Below are 25784 nucleotides of genomic sequence, written 5' to 3'. Positions count from 1 at the left end.
GATCCGGGCGGCGCTGGCGGACGCGGGGCTGACGGCGTCCGAGGTGGACGTGGTGGAGGCGCACGGCACCGGTACCACGCTGGGCGACCCGATCGAGGCGCAGGCGCTGCTGGCGACGTACGGTCAGGACCGGCCCGCCGAACGACCTTTGTGGCTGGGCTCGTTGAAGTCGAACATCGGCCACACCTCGGCGGCGGCCGGAGTGGGCGGCGTCATCAAGATGGTGCTGGCGATCGAGCACGGCGAACTGCCCAGGACCCTGCACGCGGACCGGCCGACGCCCATGGTCGACTGGTCGTCGGGAGCCGTGAAGGTCCTCTCCGAGGCCCGTGCCTGGGACGACACGGGACGCCCGCGCAGGGCCGGCGTGTCCGCCTTCGGTGTCAGCGGCACCAACGCGCACCTGATCCTGGAACAGGCCCCGGCGGAGGAAGCCGAACCGGTGGCCGAGGCCGAGGCCGGTGGCGACGCGTTCCCGCTGCCCTGGGTGCTGTCGGGGCGTACCGACGAGGCCCTGCGCGACCGGGCGGTCCAACTGCTGGCACACCTGGGCGCCGCTCCCGGACCTCTGCGGGCCGCCGACACGGGCCGCGCGCTCGCCCTCACGCGCACCGCCTTCGAGCGGCGGGCCGTGGTCGTGGGCACCGACCCGGACGGGCTGATCGACGGTGTGAAGGCCCTGGCCGAGGGCCGGACGGTGCCGGGTCAGGGTTCGCAGTGGGTGGGGATGGCTGCGGGGTTGTTGGCCGGGTCGGAGGTTTTTGCGGGGCGGATGGCGGAGTGCGAACGGGCTCTGGCTCCTTACGTCGACTGGTCGTTGACGGAGGCGCTGGGTTCGGAGGCGCTGCTGGCGCGCGTCGACGTGGTGCAGCCGGTGCTGTGGGCGGTGATGGTGTCGCTGGCGGAGGTGTGGCGTTCCTTCGGCGTCGTCCCGGACGGCGTGGTGGGTCACTCGCAGGGTGAGATTGCGGCCGCCTGCGTGGCCGGCGGCCTGAGTCTGGAGGACGGAGCGCGGGTGGTGGCGTTGCGTTCCCGCGCGATAAGGGTGCTGGCGGGGCGCGGTGGCATGGCGTCGCTGCCTCTGCCGGTGGACGTGGCGCGGGAGCGGCTCGCCTTGTGGGCGGGGCGGTTGTCGGTGGCGGCGGTCAACGGCCCGTCGTCGACGGTGGTGTCGGGTGACGCGGACGCGGTGACGGAGCTGGTGGACGCCCTGGTCGGCGAGGGTGTGCGGGCCCGGGTGATCGAGGTCGACTACGCCTCGCACTCCGCGCATGTGGAGGAGATCCGCGAGCAGTTGCTGTCCGACCTGGAGGACATCACCCCTCTCTCCGCTTCGGTGCCGTTCTTCTCGACGGTGACGGGCGACTGGCTGGACACCAAGGCCCTGGACGCGGAGTACTGGTACCGCAACCTCCGTCAGACCGTGGAGTTCGGGACGGCCACGGCGACGCTGCTGGGCGAGGGCTTCCGGTTCTTCGTCGAGTCCAGCCCGCACCCCGTGCTCACCTTCGGTGTCCAGCAGACCGCCGACGCGGCCGACACCGCCGGCTCCGCGCAGGGCCCCGCCGTGGCCGTGGGCACACTGCGGCGCGGCGAGAGCGGCCTCGACCGCTTCCTGACGTCCCTGGGCGAGGCCCACGTGGGCGGTCTGCTGCCCGACTGGGACCGGGTGTTCGCCGGACACCGTCCGGGCGGTGTCTCCCTGCCCACCTACCCCTTCCAGCGTCGCCCGTACTGGCTGGAGGACACCGGCCCCGCGGCGGGCGGTCCCTCCGGAACGGCCCCGGCGGGCGACGACCTCTGGGAGGCCCTGGGCGGGGGTGATCTGGACCGGTTCACCACGGCCCTCGGGGTGGCGCCCGAGGACCCGCTGAACGTGGTGCTCCCCGCGCTCGCCACCTGGCGCACCGAGCGCACCGAGCGTTCGGTGGTCGACTCCTGGCGCTACCGCGTGACCTGGCGGGCCCTGCCCGACGGCCCTCCGGCCGCACTGGACGGCAGCTGGCTCGTCCTGTCGTCGGACGGTCAGCCCGAGGACGGGGCAAGCCGGTCGGAGGCGACCGTCCACGTGCTGGAGCAGGCCGGGGCCCCGGTGGTCCACCTGCGGATCACCGAGGCGGAGGCCGACCGCGCCGTGCTGGCCGACCGGGTCCGCGCGTCCCTCGACGCGCTGCCCGGACCGGTGACGGGAGTGCTGTCGCTGCTGGGCCTCGACGAGCGCCCGCACCCGGCGCACCCCTCCGTCCCGCTGGGCACCGCGCTCAACCTGGCGCTGGTGCAGGCCCTCGGCGACGCCGGGACCGACGCGCCCCTGTGGTGGGCGACCCGGGGCGCGGTGTCGGTCGGGGGCACGGACAACGGGGGCACGGACAACGGGAGTCCGGTCAGCGCCGCGCAGAGTCTGCTGTGGGGTCTGGGCCGGGTCGCCGCACTGGAGTTCCCGCAGCGCTGGGGCGGTCTGATCGACCTCCCGGAGGTCCTGGACGCGGACACCGCCGCGCGGCTGTGCCGGGTACTGGCCGGCGGGGCCGGGGACGAGGACCAGGTGGCCGTACGCGCCTCCGGCTGCCACGGCCGGCGGCTGGTCCGATCTGCCCTGGGCGACACCGAACCGCGGCGGAGGTGGCGGCCCGGGGACACCGTGCTGATCACCGGCGGTACCGGTGGGATCGGCGCGCAGATCGCGCGCTGGCTGGCCCGGCGGGGAGCCGGGCACCTGGTACTGGTGAGCCGGCGCGGCGCGGACGCGCCGGGTGCGCCGGAGCTCTCCGAGGAACTGGCCGCCCTCGGCGCCCGGGTCACCCTGGCCTCGTGCGACGTCGGCGACCTGGAGGCCCTGCGCGCGCTGAAGGACGGCCTCGAACACGACGGCCACCGGATCAGTACCGTCTTCCACGCCGCGGGGGCCGGACTGCTGGTGCCGCTTCCCGACACCGACGCGGACGAGTTCGCCGACACCTTCCACGCCAAGGCCGGCGGGGCCAGGAACCTGGACCTGCTCTTCGACCGGGACACGCTCGACGCGTTCGTGCTGTTCTCCTCCATCTCCGGGGTGTGGGGCAGCGCCGTCCACGGCGCCTACGCCGCCGCCAACGCCTACCTCGACGGCCTGGCCGAGGACCGCAGGAGCCGGGGCCTCGCCGCGACCTCCGTGGTGTGGGGGATCTGGAACCCCGAGGGCGGGGCCGGGATGGCGGCCGAACTGGCGGAGGAGACCCTGCGCGGCCACGGTGTGCTCTTCATGCCGCCCGCGGTCGCGATCACCGGGCTCCAGCAGGTCCTGGACCACGACGAGACGGTGGTCGTGGTCGCCGACATCGACTGGGACCGCTTCGCGACGGTCTTCACCTCGGCCCGCCCCAGCCCGCTGATCGGGGAACTCCCCGAGGTGCGCGCCGCGCTGGCCGCCGAACCGGAGACCGGCGGGACCGGGGCCGAGGGAGCGCCCTCGGCACTGCGCGACCGGCTGGCGCCGCTTCCGGCGGCCGAGCGGACCAGGACGCTGGTCGACCTGGTCCGGACCCACGCGGCCGCCGTCCTCGGCCACGACTCGCCGGACGCCGTCGCCCCCGGCCGTGCCTTCCGCGACCTGGGCTTCGACTCGCTGACCGCCGTGGACATGCGCAACCGGCTCAACACCGCCACCGGCCTGCGGCTCCCGGTCACCGTCGTCTTCGACTACTCGTCGGCGACCGCGCTCGCCCGGCGCCTGGAGACCGGACTGCTCGGCGCCGCCGAGGAGCCCGCCACCGTCCCGCCGCCCCCGCCGGCGGCACCCGGCGCGGACGACGACCCCGTCGTGATCGTCTCCATGAGCTGCCGCTACCCCGGCGGCGTACGCACCCCCGAGGACCTGTGGCGCCTGGTCGCCGACGGCCGCGACGCCGTCTCCGGGCTGCCGTCCGACCGGGGCTGGGACCTCGACGCGCTGTACGACGCGGACCCCGACCGGCCCGGCCGGAGCTACGCCGCCGCGGGCGGGTTCGTCAGCGACGCGGACCGCTTCGACCCCGGATTCTTCGGGATCTCCCCGCGCGAGGCCCTGGCCATGGACCCGCAGCAGCGACTGCTGCTCGAAACCTCCTGGGAGGCGATCGAGCGCGCCGGCATCGACCCGGCGTCCCTGCACGGCACCCCGACCGGGGTCTTCGCCGGCGCCTCCTACCAGGGCTACGGCGGCAACCTGCGCGACGTCCCCGAGGAGTTGGAGGGCCTGTTCATCGCGGGCATCTCCACCAGCGTCCTGTCCGGGCGGGTCGCCTACCAGCTCGGCCTCCAGGGGCCCGCCGTGACCGTGGACACGGCCTGCTCCTCGTCGCTGGTGGCGGTCCACCTCGCCGCGCAGTCGCTGCGCTCGGGCGAATGCGCGCTGGCCCTGGCCGGCGGTGTCACGGTGATGGGCACCCCGCTGTCGTTCACCGGCTTCAGCCGGCAGCGCGGGCTCGCCGAGGACGGCCGCTGCAAGTCCTTCGCCGCCTCGGCGGACGGCTTCGGCATGGCCGAGGGCGTCGGCCTGCTGCTCCTGGAACGCCTCTCCGACGCCCGCCGCAACGGCCACCCGGTGCTCGCGGTGCTGCGCGGCTCGGCCATCAACCAGGACGGCGCGAGCAACGGGCTGACCGCGCCCAGCGGCCTGGCCCAGCAGCGGGTGATCCGCGACGCGCTGGCGAACGCCCGGCTGACGGCCGCCGACGTGGACGCCGTCGAGGCGCACGGCACCGGTACCCGGCTGGGCGACCCGATCGAGGCCGACGCGCTGCTGGCCACCTACGGCCAGGACCGGCCGGCCGACCGGCCGGTGCGGCTCGGGTCGCTGAAGTCGAACATCGGGCACACCCAGGCCGCCGCCGGGGTCGGCGGCATCATCAAGATGGTGCTGGCCATGGAGCACGGCGAGCTGCCGCGGACCCTGCACATCGACCGGCCGTCCCCGAACGTCGACTGGACGGCGGGCGCCGTCGCCCTGCTGACCGAGGCCGAGCCCTGGCCGGAGACCGGCCGACCGCGCCGGGCCGGAGTGTCCTCGTTCGGCCTGAGCGGCACCAACGCCCATGTCGTCGTCGAGCAGCCGCCCGCCGAGCCCGCACCCGCCGCCGAAGCGTCCGCCGTTCCGTCCGCGGTCCCGTCCGCCGAGTCGGGCGCGACGGATCCGCACACCGCGCGGGCCGCCGTCCCGTGGGTCCTGTCCGGGCGGACCGCCGAGGCGGTGAAGGCCCAGGCGGAACGGCTGCACGCGCATCTGACGGAGCACCCGGAGCTGTCCTCCGTCGACGTCGGCCACTCCCTGGCCACCACCAGGACCGCCTTCGAGCACCGCGCCGCCGTCGTCGGCGACGACCGCGCGACCCTGCTGGGCGGCCTGGCCGCGCTGGCCGCGGGGGGCCGCGCACCCGGCCTGGTCGAAGGCACCGTCGCCCGGTCGGCCAGGACCGTCCTCGTCTTCCCCGGCCAGGGCTCCCAGTGGGCCGGCATGGCCCGGGAACTGCTCGACCACGCCCCGGCCTTCGCCGACCGGATCGCGGCCTGCGAGCGCGCCCTCGCCCCGCACCTGGACTGGTCGCTGCTCGCGGTCCTGCGGGAGGAGCCCGACGCGCCCCCGCTGGACCGGGTGGACGTGGTGCAGCCGGTGCTGTTCGCCGTGATGGTGTCGCTGGCCGAACTGTGGCGGGCGCACGGCATCGTCCCCGACGCCGTGGTCGGCCACTCCCAGGGGGAGATCGCCGCCGCCTGCGTGGCCGGCGCGCTGTCGCTGGACGACGCGGCCCGGATCGTCGCCCTGCGCAGCCGGGCCCTGCTGGCCCTGACCGGGCGCGGCGGCATGCTGTTCGTGCCGCAGCCGGTCGAAGCCGTACGCGACACACTGTCCGCCCGCTACCCGGAACTCGACGTCGCCGCGGTCAACGGGCCGACCTCGGTGACGGTCTCCGGCGACCCGGCGGCACTGGAACGACTGCGCGACCAGTACTCCGAGGCCGGCGTCCTGACCTGGCCGGTCCCCGGCGTGGACTTCGCCGGGCACTCGCCCCAGGTGGAGGAGCTCCGGGAGGAACTGCTCACCCTCCTCGCCGGCACCGCGCCGCGCACGTCCGACATCCCGTTCTACTCGACGGTCAGCGGCGGCCCCCTGGACACCCTGGGCCTGGACGCCGGGTACTGGTACGAGAACCTGCGCCGGCCGGTGGAGTTCGGACGGGCGGTCGACGCACTCATCGCCGACGGGCACCACACCTTCGTCGAGTGCAGCACCCACCCCGCGCTGACCGTCTGGCTCCAGCAGGCCGTCGAAGCGGCCGGGGCCGGCGACGGGGCCGTCGTCGGCACCCTGCGCCGCGGCGAGGGCGGCCCCGGCCGCTTCCTCGCCGCGCTCACCGAACTCCACGTACGCGGACTGCCGGTGGACTGGGGCACGGTGTTCGCCGGAACCGGCGCGCGCACGCGCACCCTGCCCACCTACGCCTTCCAGCAGCAGCGCTACTGGCTGGACAGCGCCCCCGACCGGCCCGCCGACGCCCTCACCGGCACGGACGCCACGACCGGCACCGGCCCGGCCGACTCCGGCTTCTGGGAGGCGGTCGACCACGGCGACCTGGACGCCCTCGCCAGCACCCTGCGGGTCGAGGACGGTGAACTGAGGGCCTCCCTCGCCTCCCTGGTGCCCACCCTCGCCGAGTGGGCGCGCGGCCGGGCCGGCGACCGGACCGCCGACAGCTGGCGCTACCGGGTCGCCTGGAAGCCCCTGCCGGCGCCCGAGCGGCCCCGGCTCGACGGCGGCTGGCTCGTCGTCGCCCCGGCCGGCGCCGCCGACGACCCGGCCGTCGCGTTCGCCGTGGACGCCCTGCGCGGACACGGCGCCGCACCCGTCCTGGTCGAGGCGGCCCCCGACGCGACCGACCGGACCCGGTTCGCCGCACTGCTCCGCGACGCCCAGGAGCGGACCGACGGGCCGCCCGCCGGAATCCTGTCGCTGCTCGCCCTGGCCGAGGAGCCGCACGGCGACGGCTCGGCGCTCCCCCTCGGCCTCACCCTGACGGTCGCGCTCCTCCAGGCCCTGGGCGACCTCGGAACCGACACCCCGCTCTGGGGCGCCACCCGGGGCGCGGTGTCGGTCGGCCGCTCCGACCGGATCGACAGCACGCTCCAGGCCCTGGTCTGGGGCCTCGGCGCGGTCGCCGGTGTCGAGTACCCGCAGCGCTGGGCCGGCCTGGTCGACCTGCCGCGACAGCTCGACGACCGGGCCGCGACCCGGCTCGCCGGAGCACTGACGGGCCCCGACGGCGAGGACCAGCTGGCGGTACGCGCCACCGGCCTCTACGGCCGCCGGGTCGTCCACGCCGGACTCGGCGACACCGCCCCCGTGCGCGACTGGACACCCGAGGGCACGGTCCTGATCACCGGCGGCACCGGCGGCCTCGGCGCCCAGATCGCCCGATCGCTCGCCCGCACCGGCACCGCGCACCTGCTGCTCACCAGCCGGCGCGGCGCACAGGCCCCGGGGGCCGAAGAGCTGCTGGCCGAACTGCGCGGCCTCGGCGCCGAGGCCACCGCGGTGGCCTGCGACGTCGCCGACCGGGACGCACTGGCGGAACTGCTCGCCGGCATCCCGGCCGAGCGCCCGCTGCGCGCCGTCCTGCACACCGCGGGCGTCCTCGACGACGGGGTGATCGACTCGATCACCCCCGAACGCGCGGCCGGCGTCCTGCGCCCCAAGCTCGACGGCGCACACAACCTCGACGCGCTCACCCGAGGACTCGACCTGACCGCCTTCGTACTGTTCTCCTCGCTCGCCGGCACGCTCGGCGGCACCGGCCAGGGCAGCTACGCCGCCGCCAACGCCTACCTCGACGCCCTCGCCCGGCAGCGCCGCGACCTCGGCCTGCCCGGCACCTCGGTGGCCTGGGGCCTGTGGGGCGGCGAAAGCCTCGCCTCCGGAGCGGTCGCCGAACGGCTGATCCGGGACGGCCTGCCCGCCATGGATCCCGCCACGGCCACGATCGCGCTGCGCCGGGCCCTCGACCACGAGGACACGGCCGTCCTCGTCGCCGACTTCGCCTGGGACCGCTTCACCCGGGCGTTCACCGCGCTCCGGCCCAGTGCCGCCCTCGGGGACCTGCCGGAGGTGCGGGACGCACTCGCCGCCGCGGGCGGCTCCCGGAGCAGGGCCGACGGCGCCGAGCCGCCGGCCCTGCGGCTGGCCGCGCTGCCCCCGGCGGAACGGGACCGGGCCCTGCTGGACCTGGTCCGCTCCGAGGTCGCCGCCGTGCTCGGCCACCCCGGGCCCGAGGCGGTGGGACCCGACCAGGCGTTCAAGGAGATCGGCTTCGACTCGCTGACCGCCGTCGAACTGCGCAACCGGCTCGCCGCGGCCACCGGCCTGCGCCTGTCGGTGACCCTGGCCTTCGACTACCCCACGGCCACGGCGCTGGCCGGACACCTGCGAGCCGAACTGCCGGGTGCACCCGCCGCGCAGACGGCCGACGCCCCCGGGAGGGCGAGCGCGGCCGCCGCGGTCCCCGAGGGCGAGGCGATCGCCGTGGTCGCCATGAGCTGCCGCTACCCCGGCGGCGTCACCACCCCCGAGGAGCTGTGGGAGCTCGTCGCGGGCGGACGGGACGCGATCACCGGATTCCCCACCGGACGGGGCTGGGACCTGGACGGCCTCTACGACCCCGACCCGGACCGGGTCGGCAGCACCTACGCACGGGAGGGCGGCTTCCTCCACGACGCCGACCGCTTCGACCCGGCCTTCTTCGGGATCTCCCCGCGCGAGGCGCTGACCATCGACCCCCAGCAGCGGCTGCTGCTGGAACTCTCCTGGGAGGCGTTCGAGCGGGCCGGCATCGACCCGCTGTCGCTCAAGGGCAGCGCGAGCGGCGTCTTCGTCGGCTGCAGCCACCACGACTACGGATCGCGCATCTCCGAACCCTCCGAGGAGTTCGAGGGCTACCTCGGCATCGGCAGCGCGGGCAGCGTGGCGTCCGGGCGGATCTCCTACAGCCTCGGCCTCGAAGGGCCCGCGGTGACCGTCGACACGGCGTGCTCCTCGTCGCTGGTCGCGGTCCACCTCGCGGCCCGGTCGCTGCGGGCCGGCGAATGCTCGCTGGCACTCGCGGGCGGCGTGACCGTGATGTCGACACCGGGCGCGTTCGTGGAGTTCAGCCGACAGCGGGTGCTCGCCGAGGACGGCCGCTGCAAGCCCTTCGCCGCCGCCGCCGACGGCACCTCCTGGGCCGAGGGCGCCGGGCTGCTCGTCCTGGAACGCCTCTCGGACGCCCGGCGCAACGGCCACCCGGTGCTCGCCCTGGTCCGCGGCTCCGCCGTCAACCAGGACGGCGCCAGCAACGGCCTGACCGCCCCCAACGGGCCCTCCCAGCAGCGGGTGATCCGGGCGGCCCTCGCCGACGCCGGACTGACCGCCGCCGAGGTCGACGCGGTGGAGGCGCACGGCACCGGGACCAGGCTGGGCGACCCGATCGAGGCCCAGGCACTCCTGGCCACCTACGGCCGGGAACGCGACGCGCAGGAGCCGCTGCTGCTGGGGTCGCTGAAGTCGAACATCGGACACAGCCAGGCCGCCGCCGGAGTCGCCGGCATCATCAAGATGGTGCAGGCCATGCGGCACGGGGCGCTGCCGCGCACCCTCCACGTCGACGCGCCGACACCCCACGTGGACTGGGCGGCCGGCGCGGTCCGGCTGCTCACCGAGGACACCCCGTGGCCGGAGACCGGCCGCCCCCGGCGGGCCGCGGTGTCGTCCTTCGGAGTCAGCGGCACCAACGCCCACACCATCCTCGAACAGCCCGCCGAACCGGCCCCGGCCACCGCCCCCGCGCCGGTCCCGGCCGCCGCACCCGCCCTGCCCTGGCTGCTCTCCGCCCGCAGTGCGGACGCGCTGCGGGAGCAGGCGGCCCGGCTGCTCCGGCACGTGGAGCACGCCCCGACCCTCGCCGTCGCGGACCTGGGCCGCTCCCTGGCACTGAACCGCAGCGCCTTCGAGCACCGGGCCGCCCTCACCGGAACGGACCGGGAGACCCTGCTCCAGGGGCTCGCCGCCCTCGCCGCCGGCGAGCCGTCGGCGGAGCTGGTGCGCGGCGTCACCGGCGCGGCCGTGAAGACCGCCTTCCTGTTCCCCGGCCAGGGCAGCCAGCGCACCGGCATGGGCGCCGAACTGTACGCGCGGTTCCCGGTCTTCGCCGACGCCTTCGACGCGGTCTGCGCGGAACTCGACCCGCTGCTCGACCGCCCGCTGAGGGAGGTGATCGACGCGGCCCCCGGCGAACCCGGCCACGGCCTGCTGGACCGCACCGAGTACACCCAGCCCGCCCTGTTTGCCCTCGGCGTCGCCCTGTTCCGCCTCGTCGAGCACTGGGGCGTGCGTCCCGACCGGCTGCTCGGCCACTCCGTGGGAGAGCTGGCCGCCGCCCATGTCGCCGGGGTGTTCGCCCTGCCCGACGCCGCGGCGCTGGTGGTCGCGCGGGGACGGCTGATGCAGGCCCTCCCGGAGGGCGGCGCGATGGCCGCCCTCGCCGCGGGGGAGGAGGAGGTGCTGCCGCTGCTCGCGGGCCGCGAGAGCGAGGTCGGCCTGGCCGCGGTCAACGGCCCGGCCTCGACCGTGATCTCCGGCGCCGCCGCGGTGGTGGACGAGATCGCCGCCGTGCTCGCCGCGCGCGGCCGCAAGACCCGACGGCTGCGGGTCTCCCACGCCTTCCACTCGCCCCTCATGGAGCCGATGCTCGCCGAGTTCCGCGAGGTCGCGGCCCGGATCGTCGCGGGGGAGCCCACCGTCCCTGTCGTCTCCGACCTGACGGGCCGGCCGGCCACCGCCGAGCAGCTCGGCTCCCCGGACTACTGGGTGGAGCACGTGCGCGGCACCGTCCGCTTCCAGGACGGCGTACGCCACCTGGAACGCGACGGCGTGACCGCGTTCCTGGAGCTCGGGCCCGACGGCGCGCTCACCGCGATGGGCCAGGACTGCCTGACCGGCGCCACCGGCGACCCCGGCGACGCCTGCGGCCCCGTGCTGGTGCCCCTGCTGCGCAAGGACCGGCCCGAAGCACCCGCGGCGACGGCCGCCCTAGCCCGGCTGCACGTCACGGGCGTCCCCGTGGACTGGAACACCGTCCACGCCGGCGGCCCGTCCCGCCCCGCCGTCGACCTGCCGACCTACGCCTTCCAGCGCGGCAGCTACTGGCTGGAGGGCGGCCCGGCCCCGGCCGGCCTGCCCGCGGCCGGACTGCTGACGGTCGACCACCCGCTGCTCGGCGCCGGAACGGAACTCGCGGACTCCGACGGTTTCCTCTTCACCGGCAGGTTCTCGGTCCGCAGCCACCCCTGGCTGGCCGACCACGGCGTCTACGACGGCGTGCTGTTCCCCGCCACCGCGTTCCTGGAACTCGCGGTCCGCGCGGGCGACCAGGTCGGCTGCGACCGGGTCGAGGAACTGACCCTGGAGGCACCGCTGGTGCTCCCGGCGGGCGGGGCCGTTGCACTCCAGCTCACCGTCGGAAGCCCGGACGCCGCCGGCACCCGCGCGCTGAGCGTTCACGCCCGGGCCGCCGCCGACGGTCCCGACGCCCCCTGGACCCGGCACGCGAGCGGCCTGCTCACCTCCGCCGGAGCCCCGGAGCCGGCGGACCGGGCGGACCAGGTCGACCCGGCGGACCCGGAGGCCTGGCCGCCGCCCGGAGCCGTCCCGCTCGACACGGACGGCCTGTACGACCGCTTCGCGGGCGGCGGATTCGCCTACGGCCCCGCGTTCCAGGGCCTGCGCGCGGCCTGGCGGCTCGGTGACGAGGTGTACGCCGTCGCGAGCCTGCCGGAGCAGCAGCAGCCGGACGCCGCCGCGTTCGGCCTGCACCCGGCCCTGCTGGACGCGGCCCTGCACGCGCTGGTGTTCGACGTCCTGGAGGGACCCGCGCAGGGCTGGCTGCCGTTCTCCTGGAACGGGGTGCGGCTGCACGCCTCCGGCGCCACCGAACTCCGGCTGCGGCTGACCCCCACCGGCCGCGACGCCGTCGCCGTACGGGCGACCGACGCCACCGGGCGGCCGGTGCTCTCGGCCCGCTCCCTCGTCCTGCGGCCCGTCTCGGCCGACCGCTTCAAGGCCGGCCGCGCCGGACACCACGAGGACCTGTTCCGCCCCGAGTGGCAGGCCCTGCCCGAGCGCGCCGCGACGGCCACCGCGCCCGACCCGGAGTCCTGGACCGTGCTCGGCACCGGGACGCCCCCGCCCTCCGGCGCCGCGCCGCTCCCCGGCCGGACGGTCCCCGACCTCGCCGCACTGTCCGCACTGCTCGACGCGGGCGCCCCGCAGCCCCGGCTGGTCCTGGCCGCCTGCCCGCCCGCCCCGGCCCCGCACGCACCGCCCGGCACTCTCCGCGACGCGGTCCACGACGGCCTCGGCAACGTGCTCGCCCTGCTGCGCGACTGGCTCGCCGACGAGCGCCTGACCGGCTCCAGGCTGGTCCTGGTCACCAGCGGCGCCGTCCCGGTGACCGGCGACGACGTCCCGGATCCGGCCGCGGCCGCGCTCTGGGGCCTGGTCCGCTCGGCGCAGACCGAGAACCCCGACCGCTTCGTCCTGCTGGACCTGGATTCCCACGACACCCCGCCCGCCCTGCTCGCCGAAGCCCTCGCCTCCGGGGAACCCCAGCTCGCGATCCGGGCCGGGGCCGTCCACGTCGCCCGGCTGGCCCGGGTACCGCTGGCCGCCGCCGGGCGCACACCCGGCTGGGGCGGCGACGGAACCGTCCTGATCACCGGCGGCACCGGCGCCATCGGCGCCCACGTCGCCCGCCACCTGGCCGCCGAACACGGCGTCCGGCACCTGCTGCTGACCAGCCGCAGCGGCCCCGCCGCCGACGGCGCGGCGGAACTCCTCGCCGAACTCGCCGCCCTGGGCGCGCACGCCGAGATCACCGCCTGCGACGCCGCCGACCGCGACGCCCTCGCGGCCCTGCTGGCCGCCCTGCCCCCCGCGCAACCTCTGACCGGGGTGGTGCACGCCGCCGGTGTCCTGGCCGACGGCGTCGTCGCCACCATGACGCCCGAGCAACTGGACCTCGTCCTGCGCCCCAAGGTGGACGCGGCGATCAACCTGCACGAACTCACGGCCGGTCTCGACCTGTCGGAGTTCGTCCTGTTCTCGTCCATCGCCGGAGTCTTCGGCGGCATGGGCCAGGGCAACTACGCCGCCGCCAACGCCTTCCTGGACGCCCTGGCCCACCGGCGCCGCGCCGACGGGCTGCCCGGCCGCTCCCTCGCCTGGGGCCTGTGGGCCAACAGCACCGGGATGACCGGCGGGCTCACCGAGGCCGACCTGCGACGGATCGCCCGGGGCGGGATCGTCGCCTTCGACCCCGCCCGGGGCCTGGAGCTCCTCGACCTGGCCGGCACCCTCGACGAGCCGGTCGTCCTCCCGCTGCGGCTCGACACCGCGGCCGTCCGCGCCCAGGCCGCCACCGGCGGCGTCCCCGCCCTGCTGCGCGGCCTGGTGCGCCCCGCCGCCCGGCGCGGCGCCGCCGGCCCCGCCGCCGGCACCGGCCCCGACGGGCCCGAGGCCCTGAAGCAGCGCCTCGGCTCCCTCAACGAGACCCAGCGCGGCCGGGTCCTCCTCGACCTGGTCCGCTCCCACGCCGCCCTGGTGCTCGGCCACAGCGGCCCGGCCGCGGTCGAGCCCGGACGCGGCCTGCTGGAGGTCGGCTTCGACTCGCTGACCGCGGTGGAACTGCGCAACCGGCTGCGCGCCGCCACCGGCCACCCCCTGCCGGCCACCCTGCTCTTCGACCACCCCACCCCGGCCGCGATCGCCGGACACCTCGCCGCCGAGCTGGTCCCCGAAGCCGGGCCCGGCCCGGTCCCCGGCCTCGCCGAACTGGACCGCCTGGAGGACGCCCTCGACGGCGCCCTCGACGACCCGGCGGACCGCGACCGGCTCGCCGAACGGCTCCGGGAGATCGTGGGCCGCCTCGGCCTGGCGGTCACCGCGGCCGGCGGCGACGGCACGGCGGCCGACTCCATCGAGGACCGCATGGACGGCGCCAGCGACGACGAACTCTTCGACCTCATCGACAACGAACTCGGCCTGTCATGACACCGACCCGACACCCGAACCAGGACGGCGGCTCCCGATGGTGAACGACGACAAGCTGAGGGACTACCTCAAGCGCGTGACGGCGGATCTGCACCACACCCGCCGGCGCCTGACCGAGGCCGAGGAAGCGGGCCGCGAACCGATCGCGGTCGTCGCGATGAGCTGCCGCTACCCCGGCGGCGTACGGTCCCCCGAGGACCTGTGGCGGCTGGTCACCGACGGCACCGACGCCATCACCGGCTTCCCCCGCGACCGGGGCTGGGACCTGGACCACCTGGACGACCCGGAACAGCTGCGCGAGGGCACCAGCCACACCGCCCTGGGCGGCTTCCTCGACGACGTCGGGCACTTCGACCCCGGATTCTTCGGGATCTCCCCGCGCGAGGCGCTCGCGATGGACCCGCAGCAGCGGCTCCTCCTGGAGACCACCTGGGAGGCGTTCGAACGGGCCGGCATCGACCCCGCGACCCTGCGGGGCAGCAGGACCGGAGTCTTCGCCGGAGTGATGTACCAGGACTACGCGGTACGGCTGCGCCAGGTCCCCGACGACGTGGCCGGCTACATCGGCAGCGGCAGCTCCGACAGCGTCGCCTCCGGCCGCGTCGCCTACACCTTCGGTCTGGAGGGCCCGGCGGTCAGCATCGACACCGCCTGCTCCTCCTCGCTGGTCGCCGTCCACCTCGCCGCCCAGGCCCTGCGGGCCGGGGACTGCACCCTGGCCCTGGCCGGGGGCGCGATGGTGATGTCGACACCCGTCCCGTTCGTGGAGATGAGCCGCCAGGGCGGCCTGGCCCGGGACGGGCGCTGCAAGTCCTTCGCCGCAGCCGCCGACGGCACCGGCTGGGGCGAGGGCGTCGGCATGCTCCTGCTGGAGCGCCTCTCCGAGGCCCGGCGCAACGGCCACCCGGTCCTCGCCCTGATCCGCGGCACCGCCGTCAACCAGGACGGCGCCAGCAGCAGGCTCACCGCTCCCAACGGCCCCGCCCAGCAGCGCGTCATCCGCCACGCCCTGGCCAACGCCGGACTCACCCCCGCCGACGTGGACGTGGTCGAGGCGCACGGCACCGGCACCCCGCTCGGCGACCCGATCGAGGCCCAGGCCCTGCTGGCCACCTACGGGCAGGACCGCGCGGACGGACAGCCGCTGCTGCTCGGCTCGCTGAAGTCCAACATCGGGCACACCCAGGCGGCGGCCGGCGTCGGCGGCATCATCAAGACCGTCCTCGCCATGCGGCACGGCACCGTCCCGCCCACCCTGCACGCGCAGGACCCGTCCCCGCAGATCGACTGGACCGCGGGCGCGGTACGCCTGGTCACCGTGAACACCCCCTGGCCCGAGACCGGACGGCCGCGCCGGGCCGCGGTGTCCTCCTTCGGCGTCAGCGGCACCAACGGACACGTCGTGCTGGAGCAGGCGGACGAACCCGTCCTGGACCAGGACGCCGGCCCCGCCGCGCCCGCCACCCCCGCCGTGCTCCCCTGGGTGCTCTCCGGACGCACCGCCGAAGCACTGCGCGCCCAGGCCGCACGGCTCCGCGACCACCTCGACGCCCATCCCGGCCCCGGTCCGGCCGAGATCGGCCACGCCCTCGCGACGACCCGCGCCGCGTACGAGCACCGGGCGGTCCTGATCGGCACCCGTCCCGAGGAGTTCCTGGCCGGCCTCGACGCCCTGGCCGCCGGCCGCACCGCCCCCGGCCTGGTCCTCGGCACCGCCGGAACCGGCGGCGAAGTCGCCCTGGTGTTCCCCGGACAGGGCACCCAGTGGGTCGGCATGGCCGTCGAACTCCTCGACTCCGCCCCCGCCTTCGCCGCCCGCGTCGCGGACTGCGAGCGCGCCCTCGCCCCCTTCGTCGACTGGTCCCTGGAAGCCGTCCTGCGCGGCGCCCCCGGCACCCCGCCGGCCGAACGCGTCGACGTGGTGCAGCCGGTGCTGTGGGCCGTCATGGTCTCCCTGGCCGAACTGTGGCGCTCCTACGGCATCACCCCCGGCGCCGTCGTCGGCCACTCCCAGGGCGAGATCGCGGCGGCGTGCGTCGCCGGGGCCCTCTCCCTGGACGACGCCGCCCGGGTCGTCGCCCTGCGCAGCCGGGCGATCCGCGCGCTGTCCGGCCGCGGCGGCATGGCCTCGGTGGCCCTGCCCGCCGAACAGGTCGCCGAACACCTCGCCCCCTGGGACGGCCGGCTCTCCGTCGCCGCCGTCAACGGACCCGCCTCCACCGTGGTCTCCGGCGACACCGACGCGCTCGACGCGTTCCTCGACCGGACGACCGCCCTGGACATCCGCAGCCGCCGCATCCCCGTCGACTACGCCTCGCACAGCGCCCACGTCGAGGACATCCGCACCGAACTGCTCGCCCGGCTCGACGGACTGGACCCCCGCCCGTCGGCGATCCCCTTCTACTCCACCCTCAGCGGCGGCCTGCTGGAGGACACCACCGCCCTGGACGCCGACTACTGGTACCGCAATCTCCGCGGGACCGTCCGCTTCGAACAGGCGACCCGCGCCCTGCTCGCCGACGGCTACCAGGTCCTCCTGGAGAGCAGTCCGCACCCCGTCCTCACGGTCGGCGTCCTGGAGACCGCCGAGGACGCGGGCGCCGACGCCACCGCCGTGGGCACCCTGCGCCGCGACGACGGCGGCCCCCGCCGGTTCACCGAGTCCCTGGCCGAACTCCACCTGCGCGGAGTCTCCCCGGACTGGGACGCCGTCTTCGCCGACCGCCGCCCCGGACGGGTGGAGCTGCCCACCTACGCCTTCCAGCGCGACCCGTACTGGCTGGAGGACGGCGCCGGGCCCGTCGCGGACGTCACCTCCGCCGGACTGGCCCCCGCGGACCATCCGCTGCTGGGCGCCGTCGTGGTCCTCGCCGACAGCGACGGCCTGCTCCTCACCGGCCGCCTGTCGGCCCGCACCCACCCGTGGCTCGCCGACCACGCCGTCGGCGGCCGGGCACTGCTCCCGGGCACCGCCTTCCTGGAACTCGCGCTCCAGGCCGGAGCCCGCGTGGGCTGCCCCCGGGTCGAGGAGTTCACCCTCGAAGCCCCCCTGGTACTGCCCGAACACGGCGGCACCGTGCTGCGGCTCACCGTGGGCGCGCCCGACGCCCAGGGCCGCCGCCCGCTCAGCCTGCACTCCCGGCCGGACGCAACCGCCGACGGCGACCCCGAGGACGACGAGTGGACCAGGCACGCCGAAGGCGTCCTGGCCCAGGACGGCGCGAACGGTGCGAACGGTGCGTACGGCGCCGGCGGCTCCGAGGCCGGCGGGCCGATGCCCTGGCCGCCGCCCGGTGCCGAACCCCTCGCCCTGGACGGGCTGTACGACCGCTTCGCGGCGGGCGGATTCGCCTACGGCCCCGCCTTCCAGGGGCTGCGCGCGGCCTGGCGGCGCGGCGACGAGGTCTTCGCGGAGGCCGTCGCGCCCGCCGGGTCCGCCCCCGACGCCGCCCGCTTCGGCCTGCACCCGGCCCTGCTGGACGCGGCCCTGCACGCCACCGGCGTGCCCGGCACCCCCGGCGCGGACGCCCACCCCGAGGGACGGCTGCCGTTCTCCTGGAACGGCGTGACCCTGCATGCCACCGGCGCCGACGCGATCCGCGTCCGGCTCGCCCCGGCCGGACCCGACGCGGTGGCGCTCACCGTCGCCGACGCGGCCGGCGCCCTCGTGGCGACCGTGGACGCGCTGGTCCTGCGGCCCGCGGGCACTGTCGGCCCCGGCGCCGACCGCGCCCCCCGGGGCGCCCGCCACCAGGACCTCTACGCGACGGAGTGGGTCACCGCACCCCGGCGCGGCAGCGGCGCACCCGTCCACCGCACCGCGGACCTGGCCACGCTGCTGGCGGCCGTCGACGCCGGAGCCCCGGTGCCCGGGACGGTCCTGCTCGCCCGCGCGGAACCCGCGGCCGCGGCCGGACCGGCCGAGGCGGTCCGCGCTGCCGTCCATCGGGCCCTCGCCGACATCCGGACCTGGCTCGCCGACGACCGCTTCGCCGACTCGCGCCTGGTGTTCGCCACCCGGGGCGCGGTCGCCGCCGGGGAGGGGGAGGACGTCACCGACCCCGCGCACAGCGCGCTCTGGGGCCTGGTCCGCTCGGCCCGCTCCGAACACCCCGGGCGCTTCGCCCTGCTCGACCTGGACCCGGACTCGGACCTCGGCGCCGGGCGCGGTACCTCCGCGGGCGTCGCCGCGGCCCTCGCCTCGGGAGAACCGGAGACCGCGGTCCGGGGCGACGACGTCCGCGTACCCCGGCTGGTCCGGGTCCTCAGGAACGACCCGGACCTCCCGGACGACGAGACAGGGCCCGTCCGGGCCTTCGACCCGGACGGCACGGTCCTGCTCACCGGCGGCACCGGCCTGCTCGGCTCCCACGTCGCCCGCCGCCTGGTCACCGGGCACGGCGTCCGGCACCTGCTGCTGCTCTCCCGCAGCGGCCCGGCCGCCGCCGGAGCCGAGGAACTGCGCGCCGAACTCGCCGCGCTGGGAGCCGAGACCGCCGTCGTCGCCTGCGACGCCGCCGACCGGGCGGCCCTGGCCGCCGTACTCGCCGACCTGCCGCCCGCGCACCCGCTGACCGCCGTGGTCCACACCGCGGGCACCCTCGACGACGGCGTCGTCACCGCACTCACCCCCGAACGGGTGGACGCCGTGCTGCGCCCCAAGGTCGACGCCGCCCTCCACCTGCACGAACTGACCCGCGACCTCGACCTCACGCACTTCGTGCTCTTCTCCTCGGCCGCGGGCACCTTCGGCGGCCCCGGACAGGCCAACTACGCCGCCGCCAACGCCTTCCTCGACGCCCTGGCCGTCCGGCGCCGGGCGGCGGGGCTGGCCGGCCAGTCCCTGGCCTGGACCCTGTGGGAGCAGCCCAGCGCCCTCACCGGACACCTGGACGAGGACGACGTCCGGCGCCTCGCCCGGTCCGGGATGCCGCCGCTCTCCACCGAGCGGGGGCTCGCGCTCTTCGACACCGCCCTCACCGTGGACCGGCCCGCCCTGGTCCCGATCCGCCTCGACACGGCCGCTCTGCGGTCCGCGGCGGCGGACGGCACCCTGCCGCCGCTGCTGCGCGGCCTGGTGCGCACACCACCGCGCCGGGCGGCCACGGCCGCGGAGGCGACGGTGGGGGACAACGCCCTGCGCCTGCGCCTCGCGGCCCTCGACGCCACCGGACGGACCCGCCTGCTCGTCGAACTCGTCCGCACCCACGCGGCAGCGGTCCTCGGCCACGCCTCCCCGGACACCCTCGACGCCGGACGGGCCTTCCGTGAACTGGGCTTCGACTCACTGGCCTCGGTGAACCTGCGCAACCGCCTGAACACCGCCACGGGCCTGCGGCTTCCCGCCAGCCTGGTGTTCGACCACCCGACCCCGGCGGTGCTCGCGGACTTCCTGGCCGCCGGACTCACGGACACGGAAGCGGGCGCGGCAACTGTCGCGGCCGTACCGGCGGTTCCGGCCGGCCGGAACCGGGACGCGGACGACGACCGGATCGCGATCGTCTCCGCGGCCTGCCGCCTCCCCGGCGGTGTCCGCTCGCCCGAGGACCTGTGGCTGATGCTGGCCGAGGGCCGCGACGGCATCTCCGGGTTCCCCACCGACCGGGGCTGGGACGTCGAAACCCTCTACGACCCCGATCCCGACCGCGTCGGCACCTCCGTCACCCGCGACGGCGGCTTCCTGCACGACGCGGCCGAGTTCGACGCGGAGTTCTTCGGCATCTCGCCGCGCGAGGCCCTGGCCATGGACCCGCAGCAGCGGCTGCTGCTGGAAACCACCTGGGAGCTCTTCGAGCGCGCCGCCATCGACCCGTCCGCCCTGCGCGGCGCCCCGGTCGGCACGTACGTCGGCCTGATGCAGCAGGACTACGCGGCCCGGCTGCTGCCCCACATCCCCGAGGACGTCGAGGGATTCCTCGGCACCGGCAACTCGGGAAGCATCGTCTCCGGACGCCTGGCCTACTTCTTCGGTCTGGAAGGCCCCGCCGTCACCGTCGACACGGCGTGCTCGTCCTCGCTGGTGGCGCTGCACCTCGCGGTACGGGCGCTGCGGTCCGGCGAGTGCTCGCTGGCCCTGGGATCCGGGCGGCGCTGGCGGACGCGGGGCTGACGGCGTCCGAGGTGGACGTGGTGGAGGCGCACGGCACCGGTACCACGCTGGGCGACCCGATCGAGGCCCAGGCGCTGCTGGCGACGTACGGTCAGGACCGGCCCGCCGAACGACCTTTGTGGATCGGCTCGCTGAAGTCGAACATCGGCCACACCTCGGCTGCCGCCGGTGTGGCGGGGGTCATCAAGTCGGTGCTCGCCCTGCGGCACGGCGTGATGCCCAAGACGCTGCACGTGGACGGTCCGACGCCCGAGGTGGACTGGTCGGCGGGAGCCGGGCGGTTGCTGACGGAGGCCCGTGCGTGGGACTACACGGGACGTCCGCGCCGGGCGGGTGTGTCCTCCTTCGGCGTCAGCGGCACCAATGCCCACGTCATCCTCGAACAGGCCCCGGCCGACCCGACAGCCCCCGCGGTCATGCTCGTCGACGGGCCCGGCACGCCGGAGACCGCACCTGCCGCCGTCCCCCTGCTCCTTTCGGCGCGCACTCCGGAGGCGTTGGGTGCCCAGGCTGCGGCACTGGCGGCCCGGATCGGTGACGGGTCCGGCGTCCGCGCCGCGGACGTGGCCTTCTCGCTGGCCACGGGCCGCAGCGCGCTGGGGCACCGCGCGGTGCTGGTGGGCACGGAGGAGGACCTCGCAGAGCACCTCACCGCGCTGGCGGAGGGTGCTGCGGTGTCCGGCGGCGGGTTGGTCTCCGGTCGTTCGGCGTTGGTGTTCCCGGGTCAGGGTTCGCAGTGGGTCGGGATGGCTGCGGGTCTGTTGGCCGGGTCGGAGGTTTTTGCGGGGCGGATGGCGGAGTGCGAACGGGCTCTGGCGCCGTACGTGGACTGGTCGTTGGCGGAGGCGCTGGGCTCGGAGGCGCTGCTGGCGCGCGTCGATGTGGTGCAGCCGGTGCTGTGGGCGGTGATGGTGTCGCTGGCGGAGGTGTGGCGTTCCTTCGGCGTCGTCCCGGACGCCGTGGTGGGCCACTCCCAGGGTGAGATTGCGGCCGCCTGCGTGGCCGGCGGCCTGAGTCTGGAGGACGGAGCGCGGGTGGTGGCGTTGCGTTCCCGCGCGATCAAGGTGCTGGCGGGTCGTGGCGGCATGGCGTCGCTGCCGCTGCCGGTGGACGTGGCGCGGGAGCGGCTCGCCTTGTGGGCGGACCGGTTGTCGGTGGCGGCGGTCAACGGCCCGTCGTCGACGGTGGTGTCGGGCGACGCGGGCGCGGTGACGGAGCTGGTGGACGTTCTGGTCGGGGAGGGTGTGCGGGCCCGGGTGATCGAGGTCGACTACGCCTCGCACTCCGCGCATGTGGAGGAGATCCGCGAGCGCCTGCTGTCCGACCTGGAGGGCATCGCCCCTCTGTCCGCTTCGGTGCCGTTCTTCTCGACGGTGACGGGCGACTGGCTCGACACGAAGGCGTTGGACGCCGAGTACTGGTACCGCAACCTCCGTCAGACCGTGGAGTTCGGGACGGCCACGGCGACGCTGCTGGGGGAGGGTTTCCGGTTCTTCGTGGAGTCCAGCCCGCACGCGGTGCTGTCGGTGGCGGTGGGGGAGTCGGTGGAGGCCGCGGGTGCGGACGCCGCGGTGCTGGGGACCTTGCGCCGTGGAGAAGGCGGCGTGGAGCAGGTGCTGCGTGCGGTGGGCCGCGCGTGGGAGTGCGGCCTTGCGGTGGACTGGTCGGGTGCGTTCCCGGGGGCGCGGCGGGTGGACCTGCCGACGTACGCCTTCCAGCGCACCCGCTACTGGCTCGACGTTCCGACCACGAGCCGGGACGTCGCCTCGGCGGGTCTCACCACGACCGGGCACCCCTTGCTCGGCGCGGCGATGCAGGTCGCGGACTCCGGCGAACTGCTGCTCAGCGGCCGGATCTCGCTGCGGACCCACCCCTGGCTCGCCGACCACGCGGTGTCGGGCGTCGTCCTCCTCCCCGGCACGGCCTTCCTCGAACTCGCGCTGCGTGCCGGGGCCGAGGCGGACTGCCCGGTGGTCGAGGAACTCACCCTCGGATCGGCGCTCGTGCTCCCGGCGGAGGGAGCCGTCCACCTGCAGCTCCGGGTGGCCGCGCCCGACGGCGACGGCCGGCGCGGGCTCAGCGTGTTCGCCCGGACGGCACAGGAGGCCGACACGCCCTGGATCGAGCACGCCACCGGCGCCCTGGCACCCCGGCCCGCCGGGGACCGGTCCGAAGGCGCGGCCGGTCTGCTGAGCTGGCCGCCGTCCGGTGCCGAACCCGTCGACACCGGCGACCTCTACGAGCGCTTCGCCGAGGCCGGCTACCACTACGGCCCCGCCTTCCGCGGCATCCGTGCCGCGTGGCTCCGCGGCGGCGAGGTGTTCGCCGAGGTGGTGCTGCCGGAGCGGCAGCACGCCGACGCCGCAGGGTGCGTGCTGCACCCCGCGCTGCTGGACGCGGCCCTCCAGACCGCCGCACTGCTCCCCGACCAGGACGGCCGGGCCCGGCTGCCCTTCAGCTGGAGCGGTGTGACCGGCGGGACCACCGGGGCCACCACGCTGCGCGTGCGGCTCGCCGCGGACGCGCCGGACGCGGTGACCCTGCACGCCCACGACCTGTCCGGACGGCAGGTCCTCGGCGTGGAGGCCCTGCTGCTGCGGCCTCCGGCCGCAGGAGGCCCGCTCTCCGCGACCGCCCACGCCGACCTGCTGTACCGCCTCGACTGGACCCCGGCCGCCGAGCAGGCCGACAGCGCCGTGCCCACCTGGGCCGCCCTCGGCGGTGCCGTCCCCGGCGCGGAGTCGTGGCCGGACCTCGATGCCCTGGGGGCCGCCCTCGCAGCGGGCACCGCCCTCCCCGAGGTGATCGTGGCGGCCGTCGCCACCGCCGACCTGCCCGACCCCGCCGACCGGGTCCGCGCCACCGCGCACCAGGGCCTCGCCCTCGTCCAGCAGTGGCTGGCCGACGAGCGGTTCGCCGAGGCCGGGCTGGCCCTGCTCACCAGGGACGCGGTCCGTACCGGCCCGCTCGACCGTCCCGTCGATCCGGCCCAGGCCGCCCTGTGGGGCCTGGTGCGCAGCGCGCGGGCCGAGCACCCCGGGCGCTTCGTCCTCGTCGACACGCCCGGCAACGGCGAGCCGGCCGACGCCCTGCCCGCGGCGCTCGCCGCCGGGGAACCCGAGCTGGCGCTGCGTACCGGCCCGCCGCTGCTGCCGCGGCTGGTCCGCGGCGGACGGCCGGACGGCACGCTGTCCCTGCCGGACGGCGCCGCCTGGCGGCTCACCACCGACGGCCGGGGCTCCGTGGAGGACATTGTGGCGGAGCCCGCTCCTGCGGCCCTCGCCCCGCTGGGCAAGGGCGAGGTGCGGATCGCGGTGCGCGCCGCCGGGCTGAACTTCCACGACGTCATCGCCGCGCTCGGCCTGGACCCCGACCCCGAGCAGCAGGGCCTGGGCAGCGAGGGCGCCGGAACCGTCGTCGAGGTGGGCCCGGGCGTGGACGATCTGGCACCGGGGGACCGGGTGATGGGAATCTTCGGGGGTGCGTTCGGCCCGACCGCCGTCGCCGACCGCCGCACCGTCGCCCGGATACCCGCGGGCTGGTCCTTCGCCCGCGCCGCGTCCGTGCCGGTGGTGTTCCTCACCGCCTACTACGGTCTGTTCGATCTCGGCGGACTGCGGCGCGGGGAATCGGTCCTGGTGCACGCCGCGGCCGGCGGTGTCGGCACGGCGGCGGCGCAGCTCGCCCGGCACGCCGGTGCGGAGGTGTTCGCGACCGCCTCCCCCGCCAAGTGGGACGTCCTGCGGGCCGGCGGACTGGACGACGCGCACATCGCCTCGTCCCGCAGCACCGACTTCGCGGAGAAGTTCCTGACCGCCACCGGCGGGCGGGGGGTCGACGTCGTACTCGACAGTCTGGCGCGGGAGTTCGTCGACGCGGGTCTGCGGCTGCTGCCGAACGGCGGCCGGTTCGTGGAGATGGGCAAGACCGACGTCCGCGACCCCGAGGCGGTCGCCGGGCAGCACCCCGGCGTGCGCTACCGGGCGTTCGACCTGATGGAGGCCGGTCCGGAGCGCATCGGCGAGATGCTCGCCGAGGTCCTGGGCCTGTTCGAGCAGGGAGTGCTGCGTCCGCTGCCCGTCACCGGCTGGGACGTCCGGCAGGCCCCGGCCGCGCTGCGCTCGCTCGGCCAGGCCCGGGGCGTCGGCAAGAACGTGCTGCTGCTGCCCGCTCCGCCGGACCCCGCAGGGACCGTCCTGGTCACCGGGGCCACCGGCACCCTGGGACGGCTCCTGGCCCGGCATCTGGTCGTCGCGCACGGCACCCGGCACCTGCTGCTGGCGGGCCGCCGGGGCGGGTCCGCCGACGGCATGCCGGAGCTGGTGCGGGAACTGACCGGTCTCGGGGCGTCGGTGACGGTCGCGGCCTGCGACGTCGCCGACCGCGCCGCGCTCGCAGCCCTGCTCGGGTCGGTGCCCGCCGCGCACCCGCTGACCGCCGTCGTGCACGCGGCCGGGGTCCTGGACGACGCCACGATCGCCGGGCTGACCCCGGACCGGCTCGACCGCGTCCTGCGGCCCAAGGTGGACGCGGCGCTGGCCCTGCACGAACTCACCCGGGACCTCGACCTCGCGGCGCTGGTCCTGTTCTCCTCGGGCGCCGCCCAGTTCGGCGCGGCCGGGCAGGCGAACTACGCCGCCGCCAACGCGGTCCTCGACGCCCTCGCCGCCGAGCGCCGGGCCGAGGGGCTGCCCGGCCTGTCCATCGGCTGGGGCCTGTGGGAGGAGCGCAGCGCGATGACCGCCGCGGTCACCGCGGGCCGGGGCGCCGGGGCGGGCGCGCTGACCTCGGCGGAGGGCCTCGCCCTGTTCGACGCGGCGCTGGACTCCCCGTACGCCTACCGGCTCGCGGCCAGGATCGCCCCGTCCGTGCTGCGGGCGGACGACCGGCTGCCCGCCGTGCTGCGCGGCCTGGTGCGCCCCGCCCGTACCGGCGCCGCCTCCGCCGCGGCACCGGCCCTCTCGGCGGCGCGGCAGCTCGCCGAGCTGCCCGAGGCCGAGCTGTTCCGGACCCTGCTCGACCTGGTGCGCGGCAACGCCGCGGCGGTGCTCGGCCACAGTTCGCCGAACCTGATCCGCCCGGCCCGGCCGTTCAAGGACGTCGGCTTCGACTCCCTCACCGGGGTCGAACTGCGCAACCGGCTGATGTCCTCGACCGGGCTGCGGCTGCCGGCCGCGCTCGTCTTCGACCACCCCACCCCGGAGGCACTGGCACGCCACCTCGCCGAGCGGGCCGTCGCCGCCCGCCCGACGGCCGACTCGGCGGTCCGGGCCGGGCTCGACACCCTGGAGACCCTGCTGGACGCCCTGCCGCCGGACGGCGTCAGCGACGAACTCGCCGCGCGGATGAGGGAAGTGCTGTCCCGCCCGCTGCCCGGCGGAACACCGGCCACCGCGGTCCGCCCGGCAGGTGACGTGGACGACCTCGCCCCCGATCTGATCGAGGCGGCCAGCGACGACGAGGTGTTCGACTACATCGACCGGCAGTTGGGATCCGCATGACCGGGGCAACGGTCCGCGCAGCCCGAGCACCCCGCGCAGCCCGAGACGAGATCCGAGCAGCCCGAGACGAAAGCAGCGGTGTCCA

3 protein-coding genes are annotated in these 25784 nt (G+C 76.2%); all 3 read left to right on the top strand.

Annotation, left to right across the window (positions count from 1 at the left end; genetic code table 11):
- Positions 1-43: 43 nt before the first annotated feature.
- Genes IF01_RS43200 through IF01_RS51695 form a run of 3 tightly spaced genes read left to right on the top strand, consistent with a single transcriptional unit; the run spans position 44 to position 25699 of the window.
- Positions 44-14089, top strand: a complete 14046-nt coding sequence (locus tag IF01_RS43200; protein WP_341845530.1) for a type I polyketide synthase — start codon at positions 44-46, stop codon at positions 14087-14089.
- A 37-nt stretch (positions 14090-14126) separates the two neighbouring features.
- Positions 14127-20198 (top strand): type I polyketide synthase, encoded by a 6072-nt coding sequence (locus tag IF01_RS51700; protein WP_375341026.1) that lies wholly within the window; start codon positions 14127-14129, stop codon positions 20196-20198.
- On the top strand, positions 20150-25699 hold the full coding sequence (locus tag IF01_RS51695) for an SDR family NAD(P)-dependent oxidoreductase (RefSeq protein WP_375341025.1): 5550 nt from the start codon (positions 20150-20152) through the stop codon (positions 25697-25699). Before IF01_RS51700 ends, IF01_RS51695 begins: the two co-directional genes overlap by 49 nt.
- Positions 25700-25784: the final 85 nt, after the last annotated feature.

It is taken from the genome of Kitasatospora purpeofusca (genome assembly GCF_000718025.1).
Classification (GTDB): domain Bacteria; phylum Actinomycetota; class Actinomycetes; order Streptomycetales; family Streptomycetaceae; genus Kitasatospora; species Kitasatospora purpeofusca.
Note: the sequence above shows the minus strand (reverse complement) of the source record. Positions and strands in the feature narration are given on the sequence as shown.